General features: G+C 61.1%; 17 protein-coding genes. 4 read left to right on the top strand and 13 right to left on the bottom strand.

What is annotated here, in order from left to right; translation table 11 throughout:
- The first annotated feature begins 165 nt into the window (after nucleotides 1-165).
- Nucleotides 166-342: a hypothetical protein gene (locus GTP44_RS25530; protein ID WP_161021611.1), complete on the top strand. Its 177-nt coding sequence runs from the start codon at nucleotides 166-168 to the stop codon at nucleotides 340-342.
- A complete protein-coding gene (locus tag GTP44_RS25525) occupies nucleotides 335-751 on the top strand; it encodes a response regulator (protein ID WP_161021610.1) in 417 nt (138 codons plus the stop codon). Before GTP44_RS25530 ends, GTP44_RS25525 begins: the two co-directional genes overlap by 8 nt.
- Here the strand turns inward: GTP44_RS25525 and GTP44_RS25520 are convergent.
- The 12 genes from GTP44_RS25520 to GTP44_RS25465 form a co-directional block, all read right to left on the bottom strand.
- Nucleotides 748-1,686 (bottom strand): LysR family transcriptional regulator, encoded by a 939-nt coding sequence (locus GTP44_RS25520; RefSeq protein WP_160988955.1) that lies wholly within the window; start codon nucleotides 1,684-1,686, stop codon nucleotides 748-750. The genes GTP44_RS25525 and GTP44_RS25520 overlap by 4 nt on opposite strands.
- 117 nt (nucleotides 1,687-1,803) lie before the next feature.
- The gene (gene yjfF / locus GTP44_RS25515; RefSeq protein WP_229257082.1) at nucleotides 1,804-2,790 is read right to left on the bottom strand and encodes a galactofuranose ABC transporter, permease protein YjfF; all 987 of its coding nucleotides are present in this window, start codon (nucleotides 2,788-2,790) and stop codon (nucleotides 1,804-1,806) included.
- Entirely contained in the window at nucleotides 2,790-3,818 is a 1,029-nt protein-coding gene (locus GTP44_RS25510; protein ID WP_160988954.1) for an ABC transporter permease, read from the bottom strand. The genes yjfF and GTP44_RS25510 overlap by 1 nt, the downstream gene beginning before the upstream one ends.
- Nucleotides 3,819-3,879: 61 nt before the next feature.
- Nucleotides 3,880-5,418 carry a sugar ABC transporter ATP-binding protein gene (locus tag GTP44_RS25505; protein ID WP_160988953.1) on the bottom strand — a complete coding sequence of 513 codons (1,539 nt, stop codon included), beginning with the start codon at nucleotides 5,416-5,418 and terminating at the stop codon, nucleotides 3,880-3,882.
- A 5-nt stretch (nucleotides 5,419-5,423) separates the two neighbouring features.
- On the bottom strand, nucleotides 5,424-6,389 hold the full coding sequence (locus tag GTP44_RS25500; protein WP_161021609.1) for an ABC transporter substrate-binding protein: 966 nt from the start codon (nucleotides 6,387-6,389) through the stop codon (nucleotides 5,424-5,426).
- Nucleotides 6,390-6,499: 110 nt separating this feature from the next.
- Nucleotides 6,500-8,785 (bottom strand): beta-L-arabinofuranosidase domain-containing protein, encoded by a 2,286-nt coding sequence (locus GTP44_RS25495; RefSeq protein ID WP_371867329.1) that lies wholly within the window; start codon nucleotides 8,783-8,785, stop codon nucleotides 6,500-6,502.
- Nucleotides 8,786-9,040: 255 nt separating this feature from the next.
- Complete coding sequence (locus GTP44_RS25490) at nucleotides 9,041-10,582, bottom strand: alpha-N-arabinofuranosidase (protein ID WP_161021607.1); 1,542 nt, start codon at nucleotides 10,580-10,582, stop codon at nucleotides 9,041-9,043.
- Nucleotides 10,583-10,598: 16 nt separating this feature from the next.
- Nucleotides 10,599-12,527, bottom strand: a complete 1,929-nt coding sequence (locus GTP44_RS25485; RefSeq protein ID WP_161021606.1) for a glycoside hydrolase family 97 protein — start codon at nucleotides 12,525-12,527, stop codon at nucleotides 10,599-10,601.
- An 87-nt stretch (nucleotides 12,528-12,614) separates the two neighbouring features.
- Nucleotides 12,615-13,382 carry an SDR family NAD(P)-dependent oxidoreductase gene (locus GTP44_RS25480; RefSeq protein ID WP_161021605.1) on the bottom strand — a complete coding sequence of 256 codons (768 nt, stop codon included), beginning with the start codon at nucleotides 13,380-13,382 and terminating at the stop codon, nucleotides 12,615-12,617.
- A gap of 51 nt (nucleotides 13,383-13,433) precedes the next feature.
- Entirely contained in the window at nucleotides 13,434-15,002 is a 1,569-nt protein-coding gene (locus tag GTP44_RS25475) for an aldehyde dehydrogenase (NADP(+)) (RefSeq protein ID WP_161021604.1), read from the bottom strand.
- On the bottom strand, nucleotides 14,999-15,991 hold the full coding sequence (gene araD1 / locus GTP44_RS25470) for an AraD1 family protein (RefSeq protein ID WP_161021603.1): 993 nt from the start codon (nucleotides 15,989-15,991) through the stop codon (nucleotides 14,999-15,001). The genes GTP44_RS25475 and araD1 overlap by 4 nt, the downstream gene beginning before the upstream one ends.
- Before the next feature lie 92 nt (nucleotides 15,992-16,083).
- The gene (locus GTP44_RS25465) at nucleotides 16,084-17,826 is read right to left on the bottom strand and encodes an IlvD/Edd family dehydratase (RefSeq protein ID WP_161021602.1); all 1,743 of its coding nucleotides are present in this window, start codon (nucleotides 17,824-17,826) and stop codon (nucleotides 16,084-16,086) included.
- 525 nt (nucleotides 17,827-18,351) lie between these two features.
- Between GTP44_RS25465 and GTP44_RS25460 the strand changes: the two genes are divergently transcribed.
- Both GTP44_RS25460 and GTP44_RS25455 read left to right on the top strand, forming a co-directional pair.
- Nucleotides 18,352-18,822 (top strand): nuclear transport factor 2 family protein, encoded by a 471-nt coding sequence (locus GTP44_RS25460; RefSeq protein ID WP_161021601.1) that lies wholly within the window; start codon nucleotides 18,352-18,354, stop codon nucleotides 18,820-18,822.
- A gap of 8 nt (nucleotides 18,823-18,830) precedes the next feature.
- Nucleotides 18,831-19,391 carry a TetR/AcrR family transcriptional regulator gene (locus GTP44_RS25455; protein WP_161021600.1) on the top strand — a complete coding sequence of 187 codons (561 nt, stop codon included), beginning with the start codon at nucleotides 18,831-18,833 and terminating at the stop codon, nucleotides 19,389-19,391.
- Between the two features lie 117 nt (nucleotides 19,392-19,508).
- Here the strand turns inward: GTP44_RS25455 and GTP44_RS25450 are convergent, their stop codons facing one another.
- Complete coding sequence (locus tag GTP44_RS25450; protein WP_161021599.1) at nucleotides 19,509-21,074, bottom strand: TerC family protein; 1,566 nt, start codon at nucleotides 21,072-21,074, stop codon at nucleotides 19,509-19,511.
- Nucleotides 21,075-21,877: the final 803 nt, after the last annotated feature.

Here is a 21,877-nt window from a genome sequence, read left to right as displayed (position 1 = left end):
ATTGGAAGATGCCACAGCGGACTTGGAAGCTGGCGGCCAATCAATTTGCCATCATGTTTGGCGAACGCTTCACGAACGCGATTAACTAAAAACCGGCCCCGCACACACAGAATTTCTTACACGTCCTAATACTCAGACCATCCCCTGGTCACAAAGCCACCGCATGTGATCTTCTACGCCGGCGCACTGCCGCGCATGCCGTCCGGCCTTGTCATCGGCACGCTCTGCATCATCGGCCAGGAACCGCGCACGCTGGACATGACCGAGATGACGATCTTGACCTCGCTGCGCGACCTGCTGCTGGAAGAACTGGTCAGCCGTTCGGAGCCGTCCCATGAATGACAGAGCGTTGAAGAACCTGAACATGCTGCGAGAGGAAGAGCAGCCGCTGCTCCGGCGGGCCGTGTCCATGACGGCACGCTCACCGGGCCTCGACACAGTGCACGAAGCGGCCAGCGTGCAGACTGGCCAAACGCATGCTGCGCGAGCGCGCCTTCCAAGGGCGGTGATCTCCATCGATTGCGGTGCGGAGCCGGGCTGCTTCTACAACCTCGGTCTGCTGGACAAGGTACGCAACGGCATGTCGGCCAGCGACGCCGCCATTCCAATCGCGGTCATGGTGGACCAGGCCACCACGGACCTGATGCGCGAACTGCGCGAGCGCCAGATCAACCGCGTCGTCCTCAACCCCTTCCGCCCCAAGATCCTGCTCGATGCGTTCGCGTCTTTCGGCGGCGCCGCAACGCGCTAGTAAATTTCCCGCGCCACGGCGCGCACGGAATTGAGCAGCAGCTCGGCACCCGGTGACAGGATATGGCCATCGACGGAGATGATGCCGTAGGCGTCCATCCGGCAAGGCAGCTCGATCGGCAGGATGTTGAGCACACCTTGCGCTTCATAGTACTGGGCCACAGCGATCGGCATGACGTTGAGCGCATCCGTCTGTTGCAACAGCGGCTTAATCAGCAGCACCGCCGTGGTGTCGACCACGTTGACCGGCACCTCAAGACCGGCGCGGCGGAACATCAATTCGCAGCGCGCGCGCAGGATGGAGCCTTGCGGCGGCAGTATCCACGGCTGGCTGGCGATGTCGCGCAGCTGAAGGTTTTTGGCCTTCATCAGCGGATGACCAACCCGCACCACCGCGCACGCCGGCTCGTCGCCCAGCTCTTCGTAACTCAATCCCTCGGCGCTTTGGCGTTCCGGAATACGGCCGATCATGAAGTCCAGCCGGCCGCGCTGCAACTGCTCCAGCAGCACGTTGGACTGCTCCATCTCGACGCCGATGCGCAGCTTCGGCGCCTGCGCCTTGGTGCGCGTGATCGCCTGCGGCAGCAGCGCGATCCCCGGCGTCATGATGGTGCCGATGTCCACCTGCCCGCTCAAGCCGGCCTTGATGGCGACGATATCCTCGTGCGCCAGCGAGAGGCTGGTCAGCGCCATGCGGGCGTGACGGATCATGGTCTCGCCGTAGATGGTGGGCTCCATGCCGCGCGGCAGCCGGTCGAACAGCTGCACGCCCAGCATCTCCTCCAGGTCCTTCAGCTGCTTGGACGCGGCGGGCTGCGTCATGTGCAGCTCCTCGGAGGCGCGGTGGATGTTGCGTTGTTCGTCCAGCGCGATCAGCAGCAGCAGCTGGCGCGTTTTGAGGCGCGCGCGCAGGAACCAGTTCGGGTTAGTTTCCATATTTCCAATGATATCACGATTGACATTAATTATCGTGAAATGTCGTTGTTTTTGATATCAATTTGATGCGCAACAGGCTCTAAGAGAGAGCCTGCCTTGCGCGGATACCGTATTGGCTTACTTTTTATTGCCGCGCATCGTCATTACACGCTGTACGACACAGAAGATGAACAGCAGACCGCCGATGACGATCTTGGTCCACCAGGAGCTGAGCGTACCGTCAAACGCAATCAAGGTCTGAATGGAGCCCAGCACCAGCACACCGGTCAGCGCGCCGGCCACGTAACCATAGCCGCCGCTAAGCAGCGTGCCGCCGATCACCACGGCGGCGATCGCGTCCAGCTCCGTGCCCTGCGCGTGCAAGCCATAACCGGACAGCATGTAGAACGAGAACAGCACGCCGGCCAGCGCGGCGCAGAAACCGGAAAAGGCGTAGATCAGCACCTTGGTGCGCGCCACGCGCAATCCCATCATCAGCGCCGATTGCTCGTTGCCGCCGACCGCATAAATGGCGCGGCCGAACGGCGTGCAGTGCGCCACGTAGATGGCCACCGCCAGCAGCGCCACCGCGATCAGCGCGCCCGGCGAGATGAAGCAGTCGCCAATCGGCAGCTGCGTTTGCGACATGGCGACGAAGAACGGGTCGTCGATGGTGATCGAGTTAATGCTGATCAGATAGCACAGACCGCGCGCCAGGAACATGCCGGCCAGCGTGACGATGAACGGCTGCAGCTTGAAGTAGTGGATCAACGCCCCTTGGGCGGCGCCGAACACGGTGCCGATGGCCAGCGAAACGACGATCACCAGCACCGGGTTCCAGTGCCACGTTTGCAGCATGTAGGCGCAGATCATGGTGGTCAGCGCCAGCACCGAGCCGACCGACAGGTCGATGCCGCCCGACAGGATGACAAAGCTCATGCCGACCGCGATCACCAGCAGGAAGGCGTTGTCGATCAACAGGTTGAACATCACCTGCAACGACAGGAAGCCGGGATAGGCGGCGCCGCCCGCGCCCAGCAGGACCACCAGCAGGAACAAGGTGATCAGGGAAGTGAAATACGAGGACGACGTGATCGACGGCGCCGGATGGCTCATGGTGCTCATTATGCTTTACCTCCGCGGGCCGGGAAGGCGCGGCGCCACATGTTCTTGAACTCCGCCGACTGAGAAACGCAGATCACGAAGACCACGATCGATTTGACGACCATGTTGACCTCCGGCGGCAGGCCGAGGGAGTAGATGGTGTAGGTCAGCGTCTGGATGATCAACGCGCCAATCACGCTGCCGGCCAGGCTGAATTTACCGCCGGCCAGCGAGGTGCCGCCCAGCGTGACCGCCAGGATGGCGTCCAGCTCCAGCAGCAGGCCGGCGTTGTTGGCGTCCGCGCTCTTGATGTTGGAGGTGATCATCAGCCCCGCCACACCGGCGCAGGCGCTGCAGAACACGTACACGAAGAAAATCAGCACCGCCGTTTTCAAGCCGGCGAGGCGCGCCGCCACCGGGTTGATGCCGACCGACTGGATGAACAGGCCGAGCGCCGTTTTACGCAGCAGCAGCGCCGTGACGATGAACACAGCGGCCACGATATACAGCGAGAACGGCAGGCCAAACAGATAGCCGCTGCCAAGGAAAAAGAACGGCTGGTAGTAGACGGTGATGATCTGGCCATCGGTGAACAGTTGCGCCAGGCCGCGCCCCGCCACCATCAGGATCAGCGTGGCGACAATCGGTTGCAGGCCAAGGCCGGCCACCAGTGCGCCGTTCCACGCGCCGCACAGCAGCGCGGCGCCCATGGCGACAGCGAGCGCGATCCACATCGGCGTGTTGGCCACGTATTCGGGCGTGCCGTTGTTCATGACCATGGTGCCGCCGACCAGCATCGCGGCGACGGTGCCGCTGATGGCGACGGTGGCGCCGACCGAGATGTCGATGCCGCGCGTGGCGATCACCAGCGTCATGCCGATGGCCGCCAGAATCAGCGGCGCGGCGCGGTTGGCGATGTCAATCAGACTGCCGTACAGGTGGCCGTCCTTGATCTCCAGGTGGAAGAAGCCGGGGATCATGACAAAGTCGATCAGCAGCAGGATCGCCAGCGCGGCCAGCGGCCGGAATAATGGGTGTTGCACAAACATGACTTGACTCGATTTGGTTGACGCGGCGCCAGCCCCGCGCGCGGCCAGCGCGCTCCGGGACTCAGCTGACATGGGTATCTCCAGCCGCGATCACATGCAGCACGGAGGTTTCGTCCAGCGCACCACGCGGGTACTCGCCGCCTTGCTTGCGGTCGCGCATGACGACAATGCGGTCGCTGACGCGCAGCACTTCCGGCAGCTCCGACGAGATGAACAGGATGGACATGCCTTTCTTGCACAGCGCGGCCACGTAGTCCATGATTTCCTGCTTGGCGCGGACGTCGATGCCGCGCGTCGGTTCGTCCAGGATCAGCAGTTTCGGATCGGTCACCAGCCAGCGCGCCAGCAGTACCTTCTGCTGATTGCCGCCGGAGAGCGAGCCGATAGGCGTTTCGATGCTGGCGGTCTTGATGCCCAGCGCCTTCACGTATTCCTCCGCCAGTTGCTGCTGGCGTTTCAGCGGGATGGCGCGCATGATGCCCATGCGGGCTTGCAGCGCCAGAATCAGGTTCTCGCGCACCGACAGGTCGAGAATGGCGCCTTCGTGCTTGCGGTCCTCGGAACAGAAGCCGATGCCGGCGCCGATGGCGTCGCGCGGCGAGGCGAAGTTGCACGCTTTGCCCTCGATGGTGATCGTGCCGGTATCCGCTTTGTCGGCGCCGAACAGCAGGCGCGCGGCCTCGGTGCGGCCAGAGCCCAGCAGGCCGGCAAGGCCCAGCAGCTCGCCCTGGCGAATCTCCAGGTCCATCGGCTGCAACGCGCCCTTGCGGCCCAGGCCCACGGCGCGCAGGAACGACTGGAAGCGCGACTGGCCGGTGCCCTCACTCGGCGTCTCCACCGCGGTGGCCGGCGCCTCGCCGGTGGCCACGGCACCGACCATCTTGTTGACCAGATCGACGCGCGACAAATCACCGACCAGGTACTCGCCTTCCCGCTCGCCATTTCGCATCACCGTGATGCGGTCCGAAATCGCATAGGTCTGATCGAGGAAGTGCGTCACAAACAGAATCGCCATGCCCTGCTCGCGCAGGCCACGCAAAACGCTGAACAGCAGATCGACTTCCTTCTCATCCAGCGAGGAAGTCGGCTCGTCGAGAATCAGCACCTTGGCCGACACCAGCAGCGAACGCGAAATCGCCACCATTTGCTGGATCGCCAGCGGATAGTGCGCCAACGGCAGCGTGACATCGATACGAATCTGCATCCGCTCCAGCAGTTCAGACGCCTGCCTGGCCATGCCGGCCCAATCGATGCGCCCCAGCTTGCGCGGATAACGGCCAATGAAAATATTCTCCGCCACCGACAGATTCGGGCAAAGATTCACTTCCTGATAAACAGTGCTGATACCAAGGTTCTGCGCGTCCAACGTGGACTGCGGCTGAATCGAACGGCCGGCCAGCACGATCTCGCCGCTGTCCGGCGTGTACACACCGGTGAGCACCTTGATCAGCGTCGATTTGCCGGCGCCGTTCTGGCCCATCAGCGTATGGACTTCACCCGGATAGAGATTCAGCGATACGCCATTCAAAGCCTGCACACCGGTGAAGGCTTTGCTAATGCCGCGCAGCTCCAGCACCGGCGCGGAAAGATTCGTCGTCATCGGTATCAGTATTTACGGTTCGGGAATTCCTTGGCCGCGACTTCGGCGGGGAATACGCCTTCTTGCGTCACAACGCGCTTAGGTACAGGCTTCTTGGTCACGACATCTTTGGCGAGCTGCATCAGCTGAGGGCCGAGCAGCGGATTGCATTCGACGGTCACGTTCAGCTTCCCGGCGATCATGGCCTCAAACGCCCCCTTCACGCCGTCGATGGAAATCACCAGAATATCCTTGCCCGGTTTCAGGCCGGCTTCCTCGATCGCCTGGATCGCGCCGATGGCCATGTCGTCATTGTGCGCATACAGCACATTGATCTTCTTGCCTTCGGCTTTCAGGAACGCCTCCATGACTTCCTTGCCCTTGGCGCGGGTGAAGTCGCCGGTCTGCGAACGGATCACCTTCAGCTTCGGATTGCCGGCGATGACTTCCTCAAAGCCCTTCTTGCGGTCCAGCGCTGGCGCCGAGCCCACGGTGCCCTGCAACTCAACGATATTCAAAACGGCATCAGGCGTTTTCTTTTGGCGCTCCACCAGCCAGCGGCCGGCGCGGCGCCCCTCTTCCACGAAGTCCGAACCCAGGAAGCTTACGTACAGCGACGGATCGCTGACATTGACCGCGCGGTCGGTCAGGATGACCGGGATGTTGGCGCGCTTGGCTTCGCGCAGCACGGTATCCCAGCCCGATTCCACCACCGGCGAGAACGCGATCACGTCCACGCGCTGGGCGATGAACGAGCGGATGGCCTTGACCTGATTTTCCTGCTTCTGCTGGGCGTCGGCGAATTTCAGGGTGATGCCCTCTTTCTTCGCCGCGTCCTTGATCGATACGGTATTGGCGGTGCGCCATTCGCTTTCGGCGCCCACCTGGGAGAAACCGATCACCAGCGGCTTGGCGGCGAAAGCACTCGGTACGCTCAGAGTGACGACGGCGGCCAAAGCGGTGGCCAGTACGGTTCTGCGATTGCAAGTCATGGCAAAAGTCTCCTGATAAGTTTTTATAGTGTTATTCAGATCAATACTATGAGAAACACAAATATCTATCCAATGATATTTTCATACTCTGCGATATCTTTTTCGATATATCAGCGCAACAGGCGCAGTCCATACAGGCCGCCGGCGATCGAGCCGTCGCGGGCAACAAACTTGACGACCAGTTTGCCGGCAGCTGCGGCGCCGGCCGGGATCGGATAATCGCGAGTGTACAGTTCCTGTGGCGCGCTGGCGTCCAAACGGACTTCGGCCAGCAGCTTGTCGTTGATAAGGATATCAAAACGGCGTCCGACGTCGCGTTTTGAGTATGTCAACCGCAACACGCGTGCCTCGCCCTGCTTGTCGGTCAGGTCGTAGCTGAACCAGCCGGTCGCGTGGCGCCAGTGTTTGCCCTTGTAGACGCCGGCGTCGGCGCCATCCGCCTTGAAAAAGTGGTCGGATTCCGGTTGCTGTTCACCTGGCGCCACCTGATCGATGGTACGGGCGTCTAGCGCCAGACCGTCTTTTTCATCTTCCGCGGCCTGAGCGCGGCGCTTGGCGAGATCGGCCGGCGTGGAGTACGGCCAGTAGACGACGTAGCGGGCGTCGTGGATGCGGAAGAATGGCACGAAAGTGGTCGGACCGGTGGTCGGCGCCTGCACCAATCCCGGCGCGATGAAGGTCAGCGGACGACCGGGCACCGGGCGGAAGCGATCAGCAAAGGCGGCGCTCTCGCTGACCAGCACCGGCGCCTGCTCCAGCGGCACCACCGGCCCGCTGGCGATATGGCCCATGCGGCTGTCGTCGGCGAGGTAGTTCAGTTGCTCGCCGGGGAACGGGTTGGTCTTGGCGGCCAATACCACTGGGCCGTGCAGCACCGCATAGTAGGCCGATTTATCGGGCATCTGCTCCAGACGGGTTTTCATCGGCAGGCGGATCTCGACCTTGTCGCCATCGCGCCACGCGCGGCGCACGTTGACATAACGGTCCCCACCGATGGCGGCGGCCACCGGCCTGCCGTTGACGGTAACCTGCAAGGCGCCCTGCTCCACCCATTCCGGATAGCGGATCTTCAGCGTGAAGGTCTTGTTACCCTTGACGGTGATGGTGCTCTTGTCTTCATCCGGGAACCGGTTGGCCTGGCGGATTTGCACGCCCTGGTCGCGCCAGTCCAGCGTCGACGGGATGAACAGGTTGACATAGAGGTTATCGCCCCGGTGGGCGTAGATGAACTCTCCGTACTTGGCGTGGCTTTCAATGCCGGAGCCTACGCAGCACCACATCGCCTTCTGCGGCTGCGAATAAACGCGGTAGTGGCTCGGCCGCATCGGCGTGAAATAGACGAAGCCACCGCTGTCCGGGTGTTGCGACGCCAGGATATGGTTGTACAGCGCGCGCTCATAGTAGTCCGCGTAGCCGCCTTTGGCGTCGCCCTGGAACAGCAGCGCGGTCAACTTCAGCATATTGTAGGTATTGCAGGTCTCGGGGCCTTCCACTTCCTCGATCATCGACGAGAAGTTTTTCTCATCGTGGAAGTGTTCCTTGACGCTGTTGCCGCCGATGGCGACCGTGCGGTGATCGTGGACGGTCTGCCAGAAGAAGGCGGCGGCTTTCTGCCAGTCCTTGCGGGTGGTGATGTCGCCGATGCGCTTGAAGCCGATGACTTTCGGGATTTGCGTATTGGCGTGGAGCCCCGTGAGCTGGTCCTGGCCCGCTTCCAGCGGTTTCAGAATGGCCTGGTGGGAGAAGCGGATCGCCAGGTCCATGTATTTCTGTTGACCGGTCATTTGGGAGACATCGGCCAGTACTTCGTTCATGCCGCCGTGTTCCGCGCGCAGCATGGATTGCATTTGTTCTTCGCTCAACTGAGCGGCAAGGCCGATGGTCCAGTCGCACAGGGCGATCAGCATGGCCCGTGCGTCATCGTTGCCGGCGTAAAGGTAGGCGTCACGCAGGCCGGCGTAGGTCTTGTGAAGGTTGTACCACGGGACCCATTTGCCGTTGACGGAGAAGTTATCCGCCCGTAGTTTGCCGTTGGCGATGTCCTGCCATGCGGCCGCGCCACCGGGCACGCCGCCGATGTAGCCATTGCCGTTGGCTTGCTGGCAGCGCTTGAGTTCCGCGACCGCGTAGTTCAGGCGTTGATAGGTTTCTTTGTCGCCGGTGGAGGCGTACATCAGGGCCAGGGCCGACAGATAGTGGCCGCCCATGTGGCCATCGAGGCCACTGGATTCCCAGTTGCCGTAGCTGGGCTGTTTGGGCGGTAGGCCGGCTTCGCGCAGGAATGGGGCAAGCAGGCGATCCGCGTCCAGCGAGAGGATGTATCGCAAATCGGTCTGCTGGGCCTCCAGGAAAGGACTCGGGCCAAGTCGCACGGAGCTTAATGGGAATAGCGACACCGTGCCTGTCTGCGCGGGGGCCGGGATATTTTCCCGTGCCGTCGCGATGGAGAACGCGCCATGCGACGCGACCGTGGCGGCAGCACCGGCGGCCAACTTCAGCGCGCGACGTCTTGCGGCGGTCATCATTTCGCTGCCAGCAGGGTGCCGCGGCCCAAACCGATATCGCCATCGGCACGCAAAACATAGATCATCATAAAACTCCCATTACCCGTCGCTCCCGCGCAAGCGGGAACGACGGGTTCAAGTGATAACTTACTCCACCGCCACCACAATCACCGCCTTGGCAGGCACCTTGACCGTCAGCTTGCCATCCGCGCCAGCGGTGGCACTGAACGCCGCCGGCTTGATCGCTTGCGGTGCGGCGAAGGTGTTATGCGCATCCATCGCGGCAGCCGTCAGCACGCGGCCCTTGACCGACTTCACAACCTGGCCAGGAATATTCACCGCCACATCGGCAGACTTGTTCGGATTGGTGTTCACCAGCGCCAAATACACCTTGCCATCCTTGGCGCGTGCCGCCGATGCGCTGATCTCAGGCACCTTGAAGCCCGCCGCCGAATAGTCCTGATTATCCTTGAGCGAAATCGGCAACGAAGTCGCGCCCTGGAACGGCACATACATCTGATACGCGTAGTAGGTTGGCGTCAGCAGCATCTTGTCCTTGTCGGTCAGGATCATGGCCTGCAGCACGTTGACCATCTGCGCGATATTCGTCATGCGCACGCGCTCCGCATGGGCGTGGAAGATGTTGAAGTTAAGCGCCGCCACCACCGCATCGCGCAGGGTGTTTTGCTGGAACAGGAAGCCAGGATTGGTGCCCTTCTCCACGTCATACCAAGTGCCCCACTCGTCGACGAACAGGCCCAGTTTCTTCTCCGGATCATGCTTGTCCATGGCGGCGCTGTTCTTCTGGATATGGTCTTCCATGCGCAGCGTGTTGGACAGGGTCGAGATCCACTCGTTTTCCTGGAAGGCGGTCGAGGCGCCCTTCACTTCCCACTTGCCGGTCGGGATGGTGTAGTAGTGGAAACTGATGCCATCGGTCTGCTTCTTCAGCTCCTTGCTCAGCACTTCGGACCACACCACATCGTTGTCGTTGCCGCCGCTGGCGATGATCTTCGGACGATACTGCTTCGGCGCGCGCAGGAAGGTTTCAACCTGCTTGTACAGATTCGAGTAGTACTGCGGGCTCATATTACCGCCGCAGCCCCAGGCTTCGTTACCGACGGCGAAGTAAGCCACCTTGAATGGCTTGTCATGACCATTTTTGCGACGCAGATTGGCGAGCGTCGACTTGCTGTCGGACGTCATGTACTCGACCCACTCCGACATCTCTTGCGCACTGCCGGTGCCCAGGTTGCCGTTGACGTAGGCATCGGCGCCCAGCAGATCAACCAGATCGAAGAACTCGTGCGTGCCCACGGCGTTGGATTCATCCACGCCGCCCCAGTTGGTATTGACCTTGACCGGACGCTTCTCGCGCGGGCCAATGCCGTCGCGCCAGTGGTATTCGTCGGCAAAGCAGCCACCCGGCCAGCGGACCAGCGGCACCTGAATATCTTTCAGCGCGCCGACCACGTCGTTGCGCCAGCCCTTGGTGTTAGGGATCTTCGATTTCGGGCCGACCCAGATACCTTCATAGATACCGGTGCCCAGGTGTTCGGCGAACTGGCCATACACGTCCTTATTGATCACCGCACCAGGTTTGGCGGTATCGATGGTGATCTCGGCCGCGAATGCGCTGCCGGAGGCCAGCATGCACAAGGCGAGTACGCCACGTTTGATTGGATTCATCTCTCAGTCTCCTGTTTTATAGTTGGATGACAAAACCGCCATGCGGCTTAATGGTTACGACTACTTTTTTACCGGCGGCGATGGCGCGCTGGCTGAAACTACGGGCGTCATTGCCATCGGTGATGATGGTGCCCTGCTTGTCGCCGACGAAGGACAAGTCCAGCGTCAGCGTTTTCTCTTTGTCGCCGCCGTTGATGCCGGCGACGTACCAGGTGTCGCCGGCACGGCGCGCGACGACCGCGTATTTTCCGGGATAACCGTCCACCAGGCGGCTGTCGTCCCAGCCACGCGGCACGTTCCGCATGAAATTCTTCACGTAGTCCGGCGCGGTGGCCATGCCTTCCGGCGTGTCGGCAAAGTGCTGGATGCCGGACAGGTACAGCACCGAGGTGGCCAGCTCAAAGCCGTTGGTGCTGGCCCGCTTGATCTTCGGGATGTCGCCGAAGACAACCGGCGTGAAGTCCATCGGATCGAACAGGTTGCGCGTGAACGGCAGCATGGCGGCGTGGCTCGGCATCGCATCCTGATCCTTCTGCTCGAAGGTGGTGAACTCGAAGCCCCGGATGGATTCCATCGTCATCAGATTAGGCCAGGTGCGCTGCCAGCCGCGCGGCAGCGTGGCGCCGTGGAAGTTCACCAGCAGGCCGGCATCGGCGGCATCGCGCAGGATGTCGATGTAGTAGGTGATCATCGACTGGCCATCGCCGGCGAAGAAATCGATCTTCAAACCCTTGATGCCCATGTCGCTCAGGCGCTTGAACTCCTTGACGCGCTGCTCATGGGTAAGCAACTGGCCTTTGGGCGAATACTCGGTCTTGTTCCATGGGCCGGACGAGTTGTACCAAAGGATCAGGCCCACGTTTTTACTGGCCGCGTAATCGGCCAGCTCCTTGATTTTGGCGTAGCCGATGTTGCGGTCCCAATTGACGTCAATGAGGGTGTACTCCCACTTCATGTCGGCGGCGTAGTCAATGAATTTCTTCTGTACGTCGTAGACGATGGAGTCATCCTTCAGGATCGCCCAGCTCCACGAGGCACGCCCAGGCTTGACGCGCGCGGCGTCGAAGGCGACGGCTGGCGCGGCAAGGTCGGTGCCCAGCGTGGAGTTGGTGATGGTGGCCAGCGAGCCGAGGGCGATGATGCGCCATGGCGAGGTGAGCGTGCCCTCCACTTCCGCCATCAAGCCACCGTTGGTGTACACCTCCGGCGCCATCGGATTGCCGATGCGGTATTTGCCGCCGCTGGAATCCTGCGCGAGACGGGAGGCTTGCCAGGTGCCGTCCATATTGGCTTCGGAGATGGCGAGCCAGTTCGCGCCGGTGCGGAACAGTGCCGGGAATACCCATCCAGCTTCGGTCGGGGACTTGGTGCCGGCCGGGATCTCCATCTGATAGTGCTCTTCATAAGACGGATTGGTGTTGCTCCAGCCGGTTTGCGCGACCGACATCGGTTGCAGCCACGCCTTGGTACCACTGGGCAGCGCAAACGTGGTGCGCTCCTGCACCAGCTTTTTCAGCGGCAGCGACGGTTCGGCGACGACGTAGCGGAACGCCACGCCAGCGTTCGAGACACGGAAGACAATATCGATCTTCTGCTGCCTGGCGTTTTGCAGCGAGTAGGTTTGCTCGTTGGCGCGGTAGGTGATGTCCTTGCGCTTGCCGACCGCCATCTGATAATGGTCCTCGACCACGCGCGGCAACGAGGTGGCGACCAGCGACAAATCATTGGCCAGATCGGCGCCGGCCATTTGCAAGCCAAGGTCGGAGGCCAGCAAGACGGGTTTGCCGTCGCGGGCGACGGTGTACGTCAATTTGCCATCGGCCGCGCGAACGGTGACGGCGACGTGATTGTCGGGACTACGCAATGCGGCTTGCGCGGCGGCCGGCGCTGCCGCGAGAATCGCGGCGGCACAGGACAACGCCGTAACAACGTTTGCATTCACCATGTTCCTACCATTTATCTATGGTTGAGATACCCCGCCGCATCGTATGTGCGGTTGTCTCCGGGGGCGAACAGTGTTAACGCAGGCGGTTTAGACCCAGCCTGCGTCGACGATAAATTCCTGCGCGGTGCACATGGCGCCGTCGTCGGCGGCCAGGAACAGCACCATCGATGCCACATGCTGCGGCATCAGCTTATTCTGCAAGCATTGATTGCGCTTGATGTCTTCCTCACCCGCGTCGTCCAGCCACAGATCGATCTGGCGCTGGGTCATCACCCAGCCCGGCGTGACGGTGTTGACACGGATACCGTGCACGCCGAATTCACGCGCCAGGCCACGCGTCAGGCCATGCGTGGCCGCCTTGGTGGTGGCATAGGCCGGGTAGCCGGCGTTCTTGACGTGCCAGGAAATCGAGCCGACGTTGATGATGGAGCCGGCGCCTTTTTTCTTCATCCCTTCCAGAACCGCCTGGCAGGTGAAGAACATGGGACGCTGGTTGACGGCGATGCATTTGTCCCAGAATTCCTGGGTGACGTCAGCGGTTTCGTGACGCTGGTCGTTGGCGGCGTTGTTGACCAGGATATCGAAGTCACCGGCCAGGCCGGCCAGTTCGGTCATGGTGGCTTGCAGCGCCGGGATGTCTGTGATGTCGCACTGGCGAAACAGCGGTTCGGGATAGCCGGCTTCCTTCACGCGACGTACCAGCGCGTGGCTTGGGTCGCGGGCGATGTCGACGAAGGCGACTTGCGCGCCTTGCTCCGCGAAGGAAATCACCATCGCTTCGCCGATGCCGGTACCGCCGCCGGTGATGAATACGCGCTTACCGCGCAAGCTGCCGAACTTGGCCAGTTGGGTCATACAGTCTCCATTATTATCCTGTCGCTCCGCATCGGCGGAGCGACAGTTTTTCTAGTTGCGGGTCAGTTCACCTTCGCGGCGCAGCCAGGTGGCGGAACCGTTGTCTTGCAGGACCTCAGGCAGCAAGGCTTGCGACAGATTCTGATAACACACCGGACGCAGGAAACGCGTAATCGCGCCCGTGCCGACCGAGGTGCTGCGGCCATCCGAAGTCGATGGGAACGGGCCGCCGTGCACCATGGCGCTGCACACTTCCACGCCGGTCGGATAGCCATTGGCCAGAATCCGGCCCACTTTACGTTCCAGCACCGGCAGCAGCGACTGCGCCGCTTCCAGATCACCTTCATCCATTTGCAGCGTGGCGGTCAGCTGACCTTCAAGCTTCTCCGTCACCAGCCGCAGTTCCGCCACGTCCTTGCACGAGATAACCAGCGACGCCGGGCCAAAGATTTCCTCTTGCAGCGTGTGCTGCGACAGGAAGGCCGATGCCGACGAGACAAACAGCGCCGGAGCGCCCTTGCCTTCCGCCTGCGGCGCCAGCGCCAGCGTCTTCACATCAGCATGACCTGCCAGCTGATTCACGCCACGTGCAAAGTTACCAGCGATACCAGGCGACAGCATCGAGCAGGCCGAGCCACCCGCCAGCGCCTGCGACGCGGCGCTGGTGAAGCGTTCCAGATCCGGACCATTGATCGCCAGTACCAAACCAGGATTGGTGCACATCTGTCCCACGCCCAGCGTCAGCGAGGCGGCGAAACCGGCAGCGATTTCTTCGGCACGATTTTTCAGCGCGTTCGGCAGCAGGAACACAGGATTGATCGAGCTCATTTCGGCGTAGACTGGAATCGGCACCGGACGCGCGGCGGCGGCGGCCATCAGCGCCATGCCACCACCACGCGAGCCAGTGAAGCCGACCGCCTTGATGGCTGGATGACGCACCAGCTCAATGCCCAGCTCATTGCCCACGCCAGTCAGCAGCGAGAAAACGCCCGCCGGCAGACCGCAGATTTCAACCGCCCTGACCACGGCGCGGCCCACCAGTTCCGACGTGCCAGGATGCGCAAAGTGCGCCTTCAGCACCACCGGACAGCCGGCGGCCAGCGCCGACGCGGTGTCACCACCGGCGACGGAAAACGCCAGCGGGAAGTTACTGGCCGCGAAGACCGCCACAGGGCCAAGGCCGATCATGCGCATGCGCAGGTCCGGACGCGGCGGCGTGCGGTCGGGCAGCGCCTTGTCGAAGCGCACATCGTGCCACGAGCCTTCGCGCAGCAGATTGGCAAACAGTTTCAGTTGGCCGACTGTGCGGCCACGTTCACCTTCCACGCGAGCACGCGGCAGGCTGGTTTCTTCCATCACGCGCTCGACCAGCACATCGCCCAACGCCATGATCTGGTCGGCGATGGTATCAAGGAAAGCGGCGCGCTTTTCATCGCTGAGCGAACGGAAAGTGTCGAACGCCTCGTCGGCCAGGCGGCAGGCCTGATCGATCTGCGCCGCGTCCACGGTGCGGAACTCGGGCTCGATGACCTGGCCCAGCGCCGGGTTGAAGGCGCGGACGCCCGCGCCGGTGCCCGTGACGGCTTTGCCGCCGATCAGTGCATCGCCGGTAATGATCATAAGGTCTTCACTTTCGCGATTTCGGTTTTGAACACGGACAGCTTGTTGCGCAGCGCCGGGCCGAATTGCGGCGCGTCGATTTCAAAGGTTTCACCAGGCTGCACCACGATGTTGTCCGCCACGCTCAGGGTGGCGGTACCGAAGAAGTGCACATGCACGTCACCCGGACGCTTGAACAGCGGGTACTTGAAGTGATGGTGCTCCAGGTTGGCGATGGTGTGCGACATATTCTGTTCGCCGCTGAAGAATGGCTTCTCCCAACGTACCTTGCCTTCCTTGTCGTAGATGCGCGAGGTGCCTTCAACACTGTCCGGCGCTTCGCCGACCAGCAGCGCCGGGCCCAGGCCGCAAACACGCAGTTTGGAGTGGGCCAGGTACAGGTAATTCTGACGCTCGGTCACATGGTCCGAAAACTCGTTACCGATGGCGAAGCCGACGCGGTATGGCTGGCCGTCGTCGCCGATCACATACAGGCCGGCGACTTCCGGCTCTTCGCCGCCGTCCAATGCGAAGTCCGGCATAGCCAGATCCTGGCCGCTGGCGGCCACGATCGAACCGTCGCCTTTGTAGAACCACTCCGGCTGCACGCCCGCTGCACCCGGTGCCGGCTTGCCGCCCTCCACGCCCATGCGGAACATCTTCATGGAGTCGCTCAGCGATTCGACGTCGCCACCGATTTTCTTGTGCATGGCGTCGCGGGTATCGGCGGAGCCCAGGTGGGTCAGGCCGGTGCCGGTGACGTAGGTGTGGGCGTGGTCGCTGTGATCCAGTGGTGGCAGCAGACGGCCGGCGGCGGCGACGGCCTTGAAGTCGGCGGTTTGTGCGCCGACGGTTTTCTCAACCAGCGCGGCCAGGCCGACGGATTTGCGGATCGCATCCTGGGCCAGCGCGTAGGTGGTGGCATAGCCGTCGATGATGCGGATGGTGCTCTGTTCCAGCACGCCGACGTGGCGCGTGCCTTGTTCGTTTTTAAATTGTACGAGTAACATGAAGAATCTCCTAAGCGCCGTCGTTCCGGCGCAGGCCGGAACCTATGGAACGCATGCTCAGTATGGGCTCCGGCCTTCGCCGGAGCGACGAATTAGTGCGAGTGGCGAGGCACTGCGGAGCCGCGATTACCAACGAGGAAGTCGAAGTCGCAACCCTCGTCAGCCTGCAGCACATGCTCAACATAGAGCTGCTGATAACCGGTCTTCGGCCCCGGCGCGCTGCCCAGCACGCGAACCGCCTGACGTGCCGCCATCTCCTCGTCCGAAATCTCCAGCTCCAGCTTACCGCCCTCGCAATCCAGCGTAATCCAGTCGCCATCCTTGACGATACCCAGCGGGCCACCGGCCATCGCCTCCGGCGCCACGTGCAGCACCACGGTACCGTAAGCGGTGCCCGACATGCGCGCATCCGAAATACGCACCATATCCTTGACACCAGCGGCCAGCAGCTTAGGCGGCAAGCCCATATTCCCCACCTCCGCCATGCCCGGATAGCCTTTCGGACCGCAGTTCTTCATCACCAGCACGGAGTCCTTGTCCACTTCCAGCTCCGGGTCCATGATGCGCGACTTGTAGTGCTCAAAGTCCTCGAACACCACGGCCTTGCCGCGATGCTGCATCAACTCAGGCGTCGCGGCCGAAGGCTTCAGCACCGCGCCGCGCGGCGCCAGGTTGCCACGCAGGATACAGATGCCACCATCCTTGCGAATCGGATTATCCAGCGTGCGGATCACTTCCTCATCATAGATCGGCGCATCGTTGCAGTTTTCCCAGATGGTCTTGCCGTTGACCGTCAGCGCGTTCGGATGCGGCAGAATGTTACCGTCACCCATGCGGCGGATCACGCCCGGCAGGCCGCCTGCGTAATAGAACTCCTCCATCAGGAAGCGGCCCGACGGCAGCAGGTCGACGATGGTCGGGGTGCCGCGACCGACGCGGGTCCAGTCCTCCAGCTCCAGATCGACACCGATACGGCCAGCGATAGCCTTCAGGTGGATCACCGCGTTGGTGGAACCGCCGATAGCGGCGTTGACGCGGATCGCGTTCTCAAAATTCTCCTTGGTCAGAATCTTCGACAGCTTCAGATCCTGCTTCACCATCTCCACGATGCGGATGCCAGACATATGCGCCAGCACATAGCGGCGCGCGTCGACGGCTGGAATGGCGGCGTTGTGCGGCAGCGAAGTACCCAGCGATTCGGCCATGCAGGCCATGGTCGACGCGGTGCCCATGGTGTTGCAGGTGCCGGCGGAACGCGAGTGCCCCGCTTCCGCGCCGATAAACTCGTGCATCGAAATCTCGCCAGCCTTGACCTGCTCGTGCAACTGCCAGACGGCGGTGCCGGAGCCGATGTTCTTGCCGTTCAGCTTACCGTTGAGCATAGGGCCGCCGGTGACGACGATGGTCGGAATATCGACCGACGCGGCGCCCATCAGCAGCGCAGGCGTGGTTTTGTCGCAGCCGACCAGCAGCACCACGCCATCCATTGGATTGCCGCGGATCGACTCCTCGACGTCTATCGACGCCAGGTTACGGGTCAACATGGCGGTTGGACGCAGGTTCGATTCGCCGTTGGAAAATACTGGGAATTCAACCGGGAAGCCGCCGGCTTCGTAGATGCCGCGCTTGACGTGTTCCGCCAGCTTGCGGAAATGGGCGTTACATGGCGTGAGCTCAGACCAGGTATTGCAGATGCCGATAATCGGTTTGCCTTCGAATTCGTGATCAGGAATCCCCTGATTCTTCATCCAGCTGCGATACATGAAGCCGTTTTTATCTTGGGTACCAAACCACTCGGCGGAGCGCAGCTTCACCTTTTTGTCATTCTCAGACATGCAATTCTCCTCAGTATGTTCCTGTGCGAAGACGTGAATGTCATGCCCCGCATCGATAAGGCATACTAAGTGCTCCTTAGATAACTTTCCAATAAATTGTTTATCAATATCGATATCAAATTCGGTATAGCTCAGTAACGAATCGACACCCGATCAATTAGTCGTTCATTGCCGATTTTGAAGAGAGCTGGTGCGCTTTTTCATACCGCCGCCTGGCGTTCGCCTCGTCGTGGCCCACTTGGCGCGCTGCGCATAGCCCCCCTAGTTTCGCTCAGCCTGGTCAGGCGCTCCTAGCCGCGCAATGATCAAGGACGAGACCAATTGGCTCTTTGTTCGTTTGCTCGCCTACTGAGCATCAACCTTACAAGTCCTCATACCTATCAGAAGTGTCAGGAACAAGCCGCGCTTAAGACATGGATTGCGCCTTTCTCGGAAAAAAAGCTTGCGGATCTAAGTTGATCGGTCTATATTGAATGTACCGATCAGTACATTGTGTTCCGATTGGTACGAATAAGGAGAAATATCATGTCTATCCGTCCACCCCTGCCGCCTTTCACCCGTGAAACCGCAATCGAAAAAGTCCGTCTCGCCGAAAACGGCTGGAACACCCGCGATGCAGAAAAAGTCGCCTTGGCGTACACCGAGGACAGCTGGTGGCGCAATCGCGCCGAGTTCGCTCAAGGTCGCGAAGCCATCGTCGCCCTGCTGAAACGCAAGTGGACCCGCGAGCTTGATTACCGCCTCGTCAAAGAGCTGTGGGCTTTTGACGACGCGCGCATCGCGGTGCGCTTCGCTTACGAGTACCATGACGATTCCGGCCAGTGGTATCGCGCCTATGGCAATGAAAACTGGGAATTCGATGAGAATGGTTTGATGCATCACCGCCACGCTTGCATCAACGAACATCCCATCAAGGCTGATGAACGCAAACTCCTGTGGGACAATAACGGCCCACGCCCAGCCGATCATCCGGGGCTGAGCAGTCTTGGTTTTTAAGGAAGATGATGGCTAGAGTAATTGCGGAACGGGAAGATGTGATCCCGATGCTGGCGGAAGTGTTCCGAACCTATGGTTTCGAGGGGGCGAGCTTGGCTCGTATCAGCGAAGGCACCAAGCTGGGCAAGGGCAGCATCTATCACTTCTTCCCACGAGGCAAAGAGGAAATGGCTGAAGCCGTGCTGGCTCATGTCGATGAGTGGTTCGAACAGCACGTTTTCAAATCGTTGCTTGAACATGCCGACGCCATGGAAGGTATCAAGGCAATGTTCGACGATGTGGCCAGCTACTTCCATTCTGGCCGTCGCGTTTGCCTGGTGGGCGTATTCGCGCTCGGCAACGAGCGTGATCGCTTTGCGGATCGCATCCGTGCTTACTTTGCGGCCTGGATTGACGCGCTTGCAGCCGCGCTGTTGCGGGCTGGGCGCGAACCGCAAGCAGCCAACGCTCTCGCCAGAGAGGTTGTCGGCGGGATTCAGGGAGCCTTGGTTTTGGCCAGGGCTTTAGACCAAACGGAAATTTTCACCGATACTTTGAGTCGCCTTCGGGGTCGCCTGCTGCCCGTTTAGGCCAGCGGCATGCGCAGAACGGCGCTCCACATGATAGCGTGCCCTTACCACTACCAGCTCAACTACGTGGTTCGTTGACGACCTGGCACCAGCGAACCACTATCGTTATCGGCACGGTCAGTCCACTTGCGCAGTCTCCATGGCGATTCGGTCTATCCGCACCTTGGCGATGCGGCGGTCCTCAACCGCCACAATTTCGTAGCGCAGCCCGTCGATTTCCAACACCGCGCCTTGTTCTGGCAAGGTCTCAAAACGCGCGAGCAGGAAGCCGGCTAGCGAGGTGTAGTCGGCGTCCTCGCTGACCAAACCGCCAGTCTCCAGCACTTGCTCCAGGTGATGCAGGTCGGCGGCGCCATCGACCAGCCAGGTGCCGGGCTCCACTAACGACACCGTCGGCTGCTCATCCTCATCAGGGAATTCGCCGGCGATCGCCTCCAGAATATCGACCGGCGTGAGCAAGCCCAGGATGGCGCCATACTCGTCGGTAATGACGATCAACTGGCCATGCGCCCGCTTGAGCATCTCGATCGCACGCAACACACCGGCTGTTTCAGGCAGGAAGATGGGCGCGCGTAGCGGGCCGGTCTCCAGCGATTCGTCGATCCGGCGATGCAGCGCCAGATCGCGAATCAGGTCCTTGGTCCGCGCAATGCCGAGCAGATTATCGGCCTGTCCTCGACACACCGGCAATTGGCTGTGCGGCGTATTCTGCAATTGTGCCAACAGACTATCCGCGTCACCGTCGATATCGACCCATGAGATCTCCGTGCGCGGCGTCATCACCGAGCGTATCGATCGGCCGGCGAGCGTGAGCACCCCGCTGACCATATTCCTCTCCTCGGCGGCAAAGTTTTGTCCCTCGGCGGAGGCCGGCGCTGTTGCATCGGACTCGGCCAGCCCATGCCTGCGGCTACCCAGCAATTGCAGTACCGCCTGCGCGGTGCGTTCGCGGAACGGCCTGCGCGCTTCGCTTCTGAGGAAATTGCGGCGCGCGAATTGATTCAGGGTTTCAATCAGGACCGAGAAGCCAATTGCCGCATACAGGTAACCTTTGGGGATGTGGAAACCCAGCCCCTCGGCGACCAGGCTCAAACCAATCATGAGTAGGAAGCTCAGGCACAACACCACCACGGTGGGATGCGCGTTGACGAAGCGCGTCAGCGGCTTCGAGGCGAGCATCATGACGCCGATCGAAATGATCACCGCAGCCATCATCCCCCCCAACTCATCGACCATGCCAACGGCGGTGATGACCGCGTCCAGGGAGAACACGGCGTCGAGCACCACGATTTGCGCGACGACGGCGGCGAAACTGGCGTAGGCCGTCGTTTGCGTCTGCGTGTGCATGACACCTTCGAGCCGCTCGTGTAGTTCCACCGTGGCCTTGAACAGCAAGAATATCCCGCCGACCAACAGAATAAGGTCGCGGCCGGAAAACGCCAGCGGCCCAACGGAAAATAGCGGCGTGGTGAGCGTCACGAGCCAGGAGACGATCGTTAATAATCCAAGACGCATCGCCATGGCGAGCGATAGACCCAACAGCCGCGCCCGGTCACGCTGGTGCGGCGGGAGCTTCTCCGCGAGGATAGCGATAAAAATGAGGTTGTCGATACCGAGGACGATTTCCAGGATAATCAACGTGATCAAGCCGACCCATATGGTTGGGTCAAGTAGCCACTCCATTGTCTTCCTTTTTCAGATTAGAAATTTTGTCGGAAACCGGACGTACCGGTCCCCTGAAGCGTGCGGCACCATGGCCGACGCGAGAGCACGCAAGGCCCAGAGCCGTGCGCGGTGGTGTTAGCGGGTGGGAGGCGGCTTCAGCGGGGCACCGCCAGCGCGCGCGTCTGGCGCATGCGGGGGTGGAAAAGATAAAGTGCCCGCCAGCGTGGCAGGCGCGGAAAGTGCCAGCCCATCCACCAGATCAAGATGATCGCTTGGCGATGGCTCGTCGAGTTCGTCGCAGCTGTGGGAGACGCAGTTTTGCGAGCAGATCGCGCCGCCTTGTTCGGCATCATCCGCCGAGGCGGCATGCCCGGCAACAGGTCGAGGCTCGCATGGGAAGATACTCACTGCGGCGGTCGCAGTGTAAGGCAGCAGGAGGATGAAGAATGCGATGACCAGCTTTCGCACAATACTTGCAGGAGACATAATGCGTCGCAGTCTAACACAAATGGACCATCGATCCGCACATGATCTTGCAAAGGGCTTGACGCCGACGCCCCGAAGAAAGCAGCTCCCAGTCAGCGGGCCATAACGGCCAGCAGACGATCCCGAAGGCTACTCAACGTGTCAGTGAAAATCTCCGTTTGGTCTAAAGCTCTGGCCAAAACCAAGGCACCCTGAATACCACCGACAGTAGGGGACCTCGAATTACTGCTGATTTGAACTGATGTGCTGAGAAAACGCCGGCTGTGGACGGATTCGCACGGCGGCTTCAGACCTTTTGGCACTTGTCTTGCTGTCCAGAACCACCTTTTTCGTGG

The sequence above is a fragment of the Duganella lactea genome (genome assembly GCF_009857505.1).
Classification (GTDB): Bacteria; Pseudomonadota; Gammaproteobacteria; order Burkholderiales; family Burkholderiaceae_D; genus Rugamonas; species Rugamonas lactea.
The sequence above is the reverse complement of the archived record's forward strand: the minus strand, read 5'-3'. Positions and strand labels throughout refer to the sequence as shown.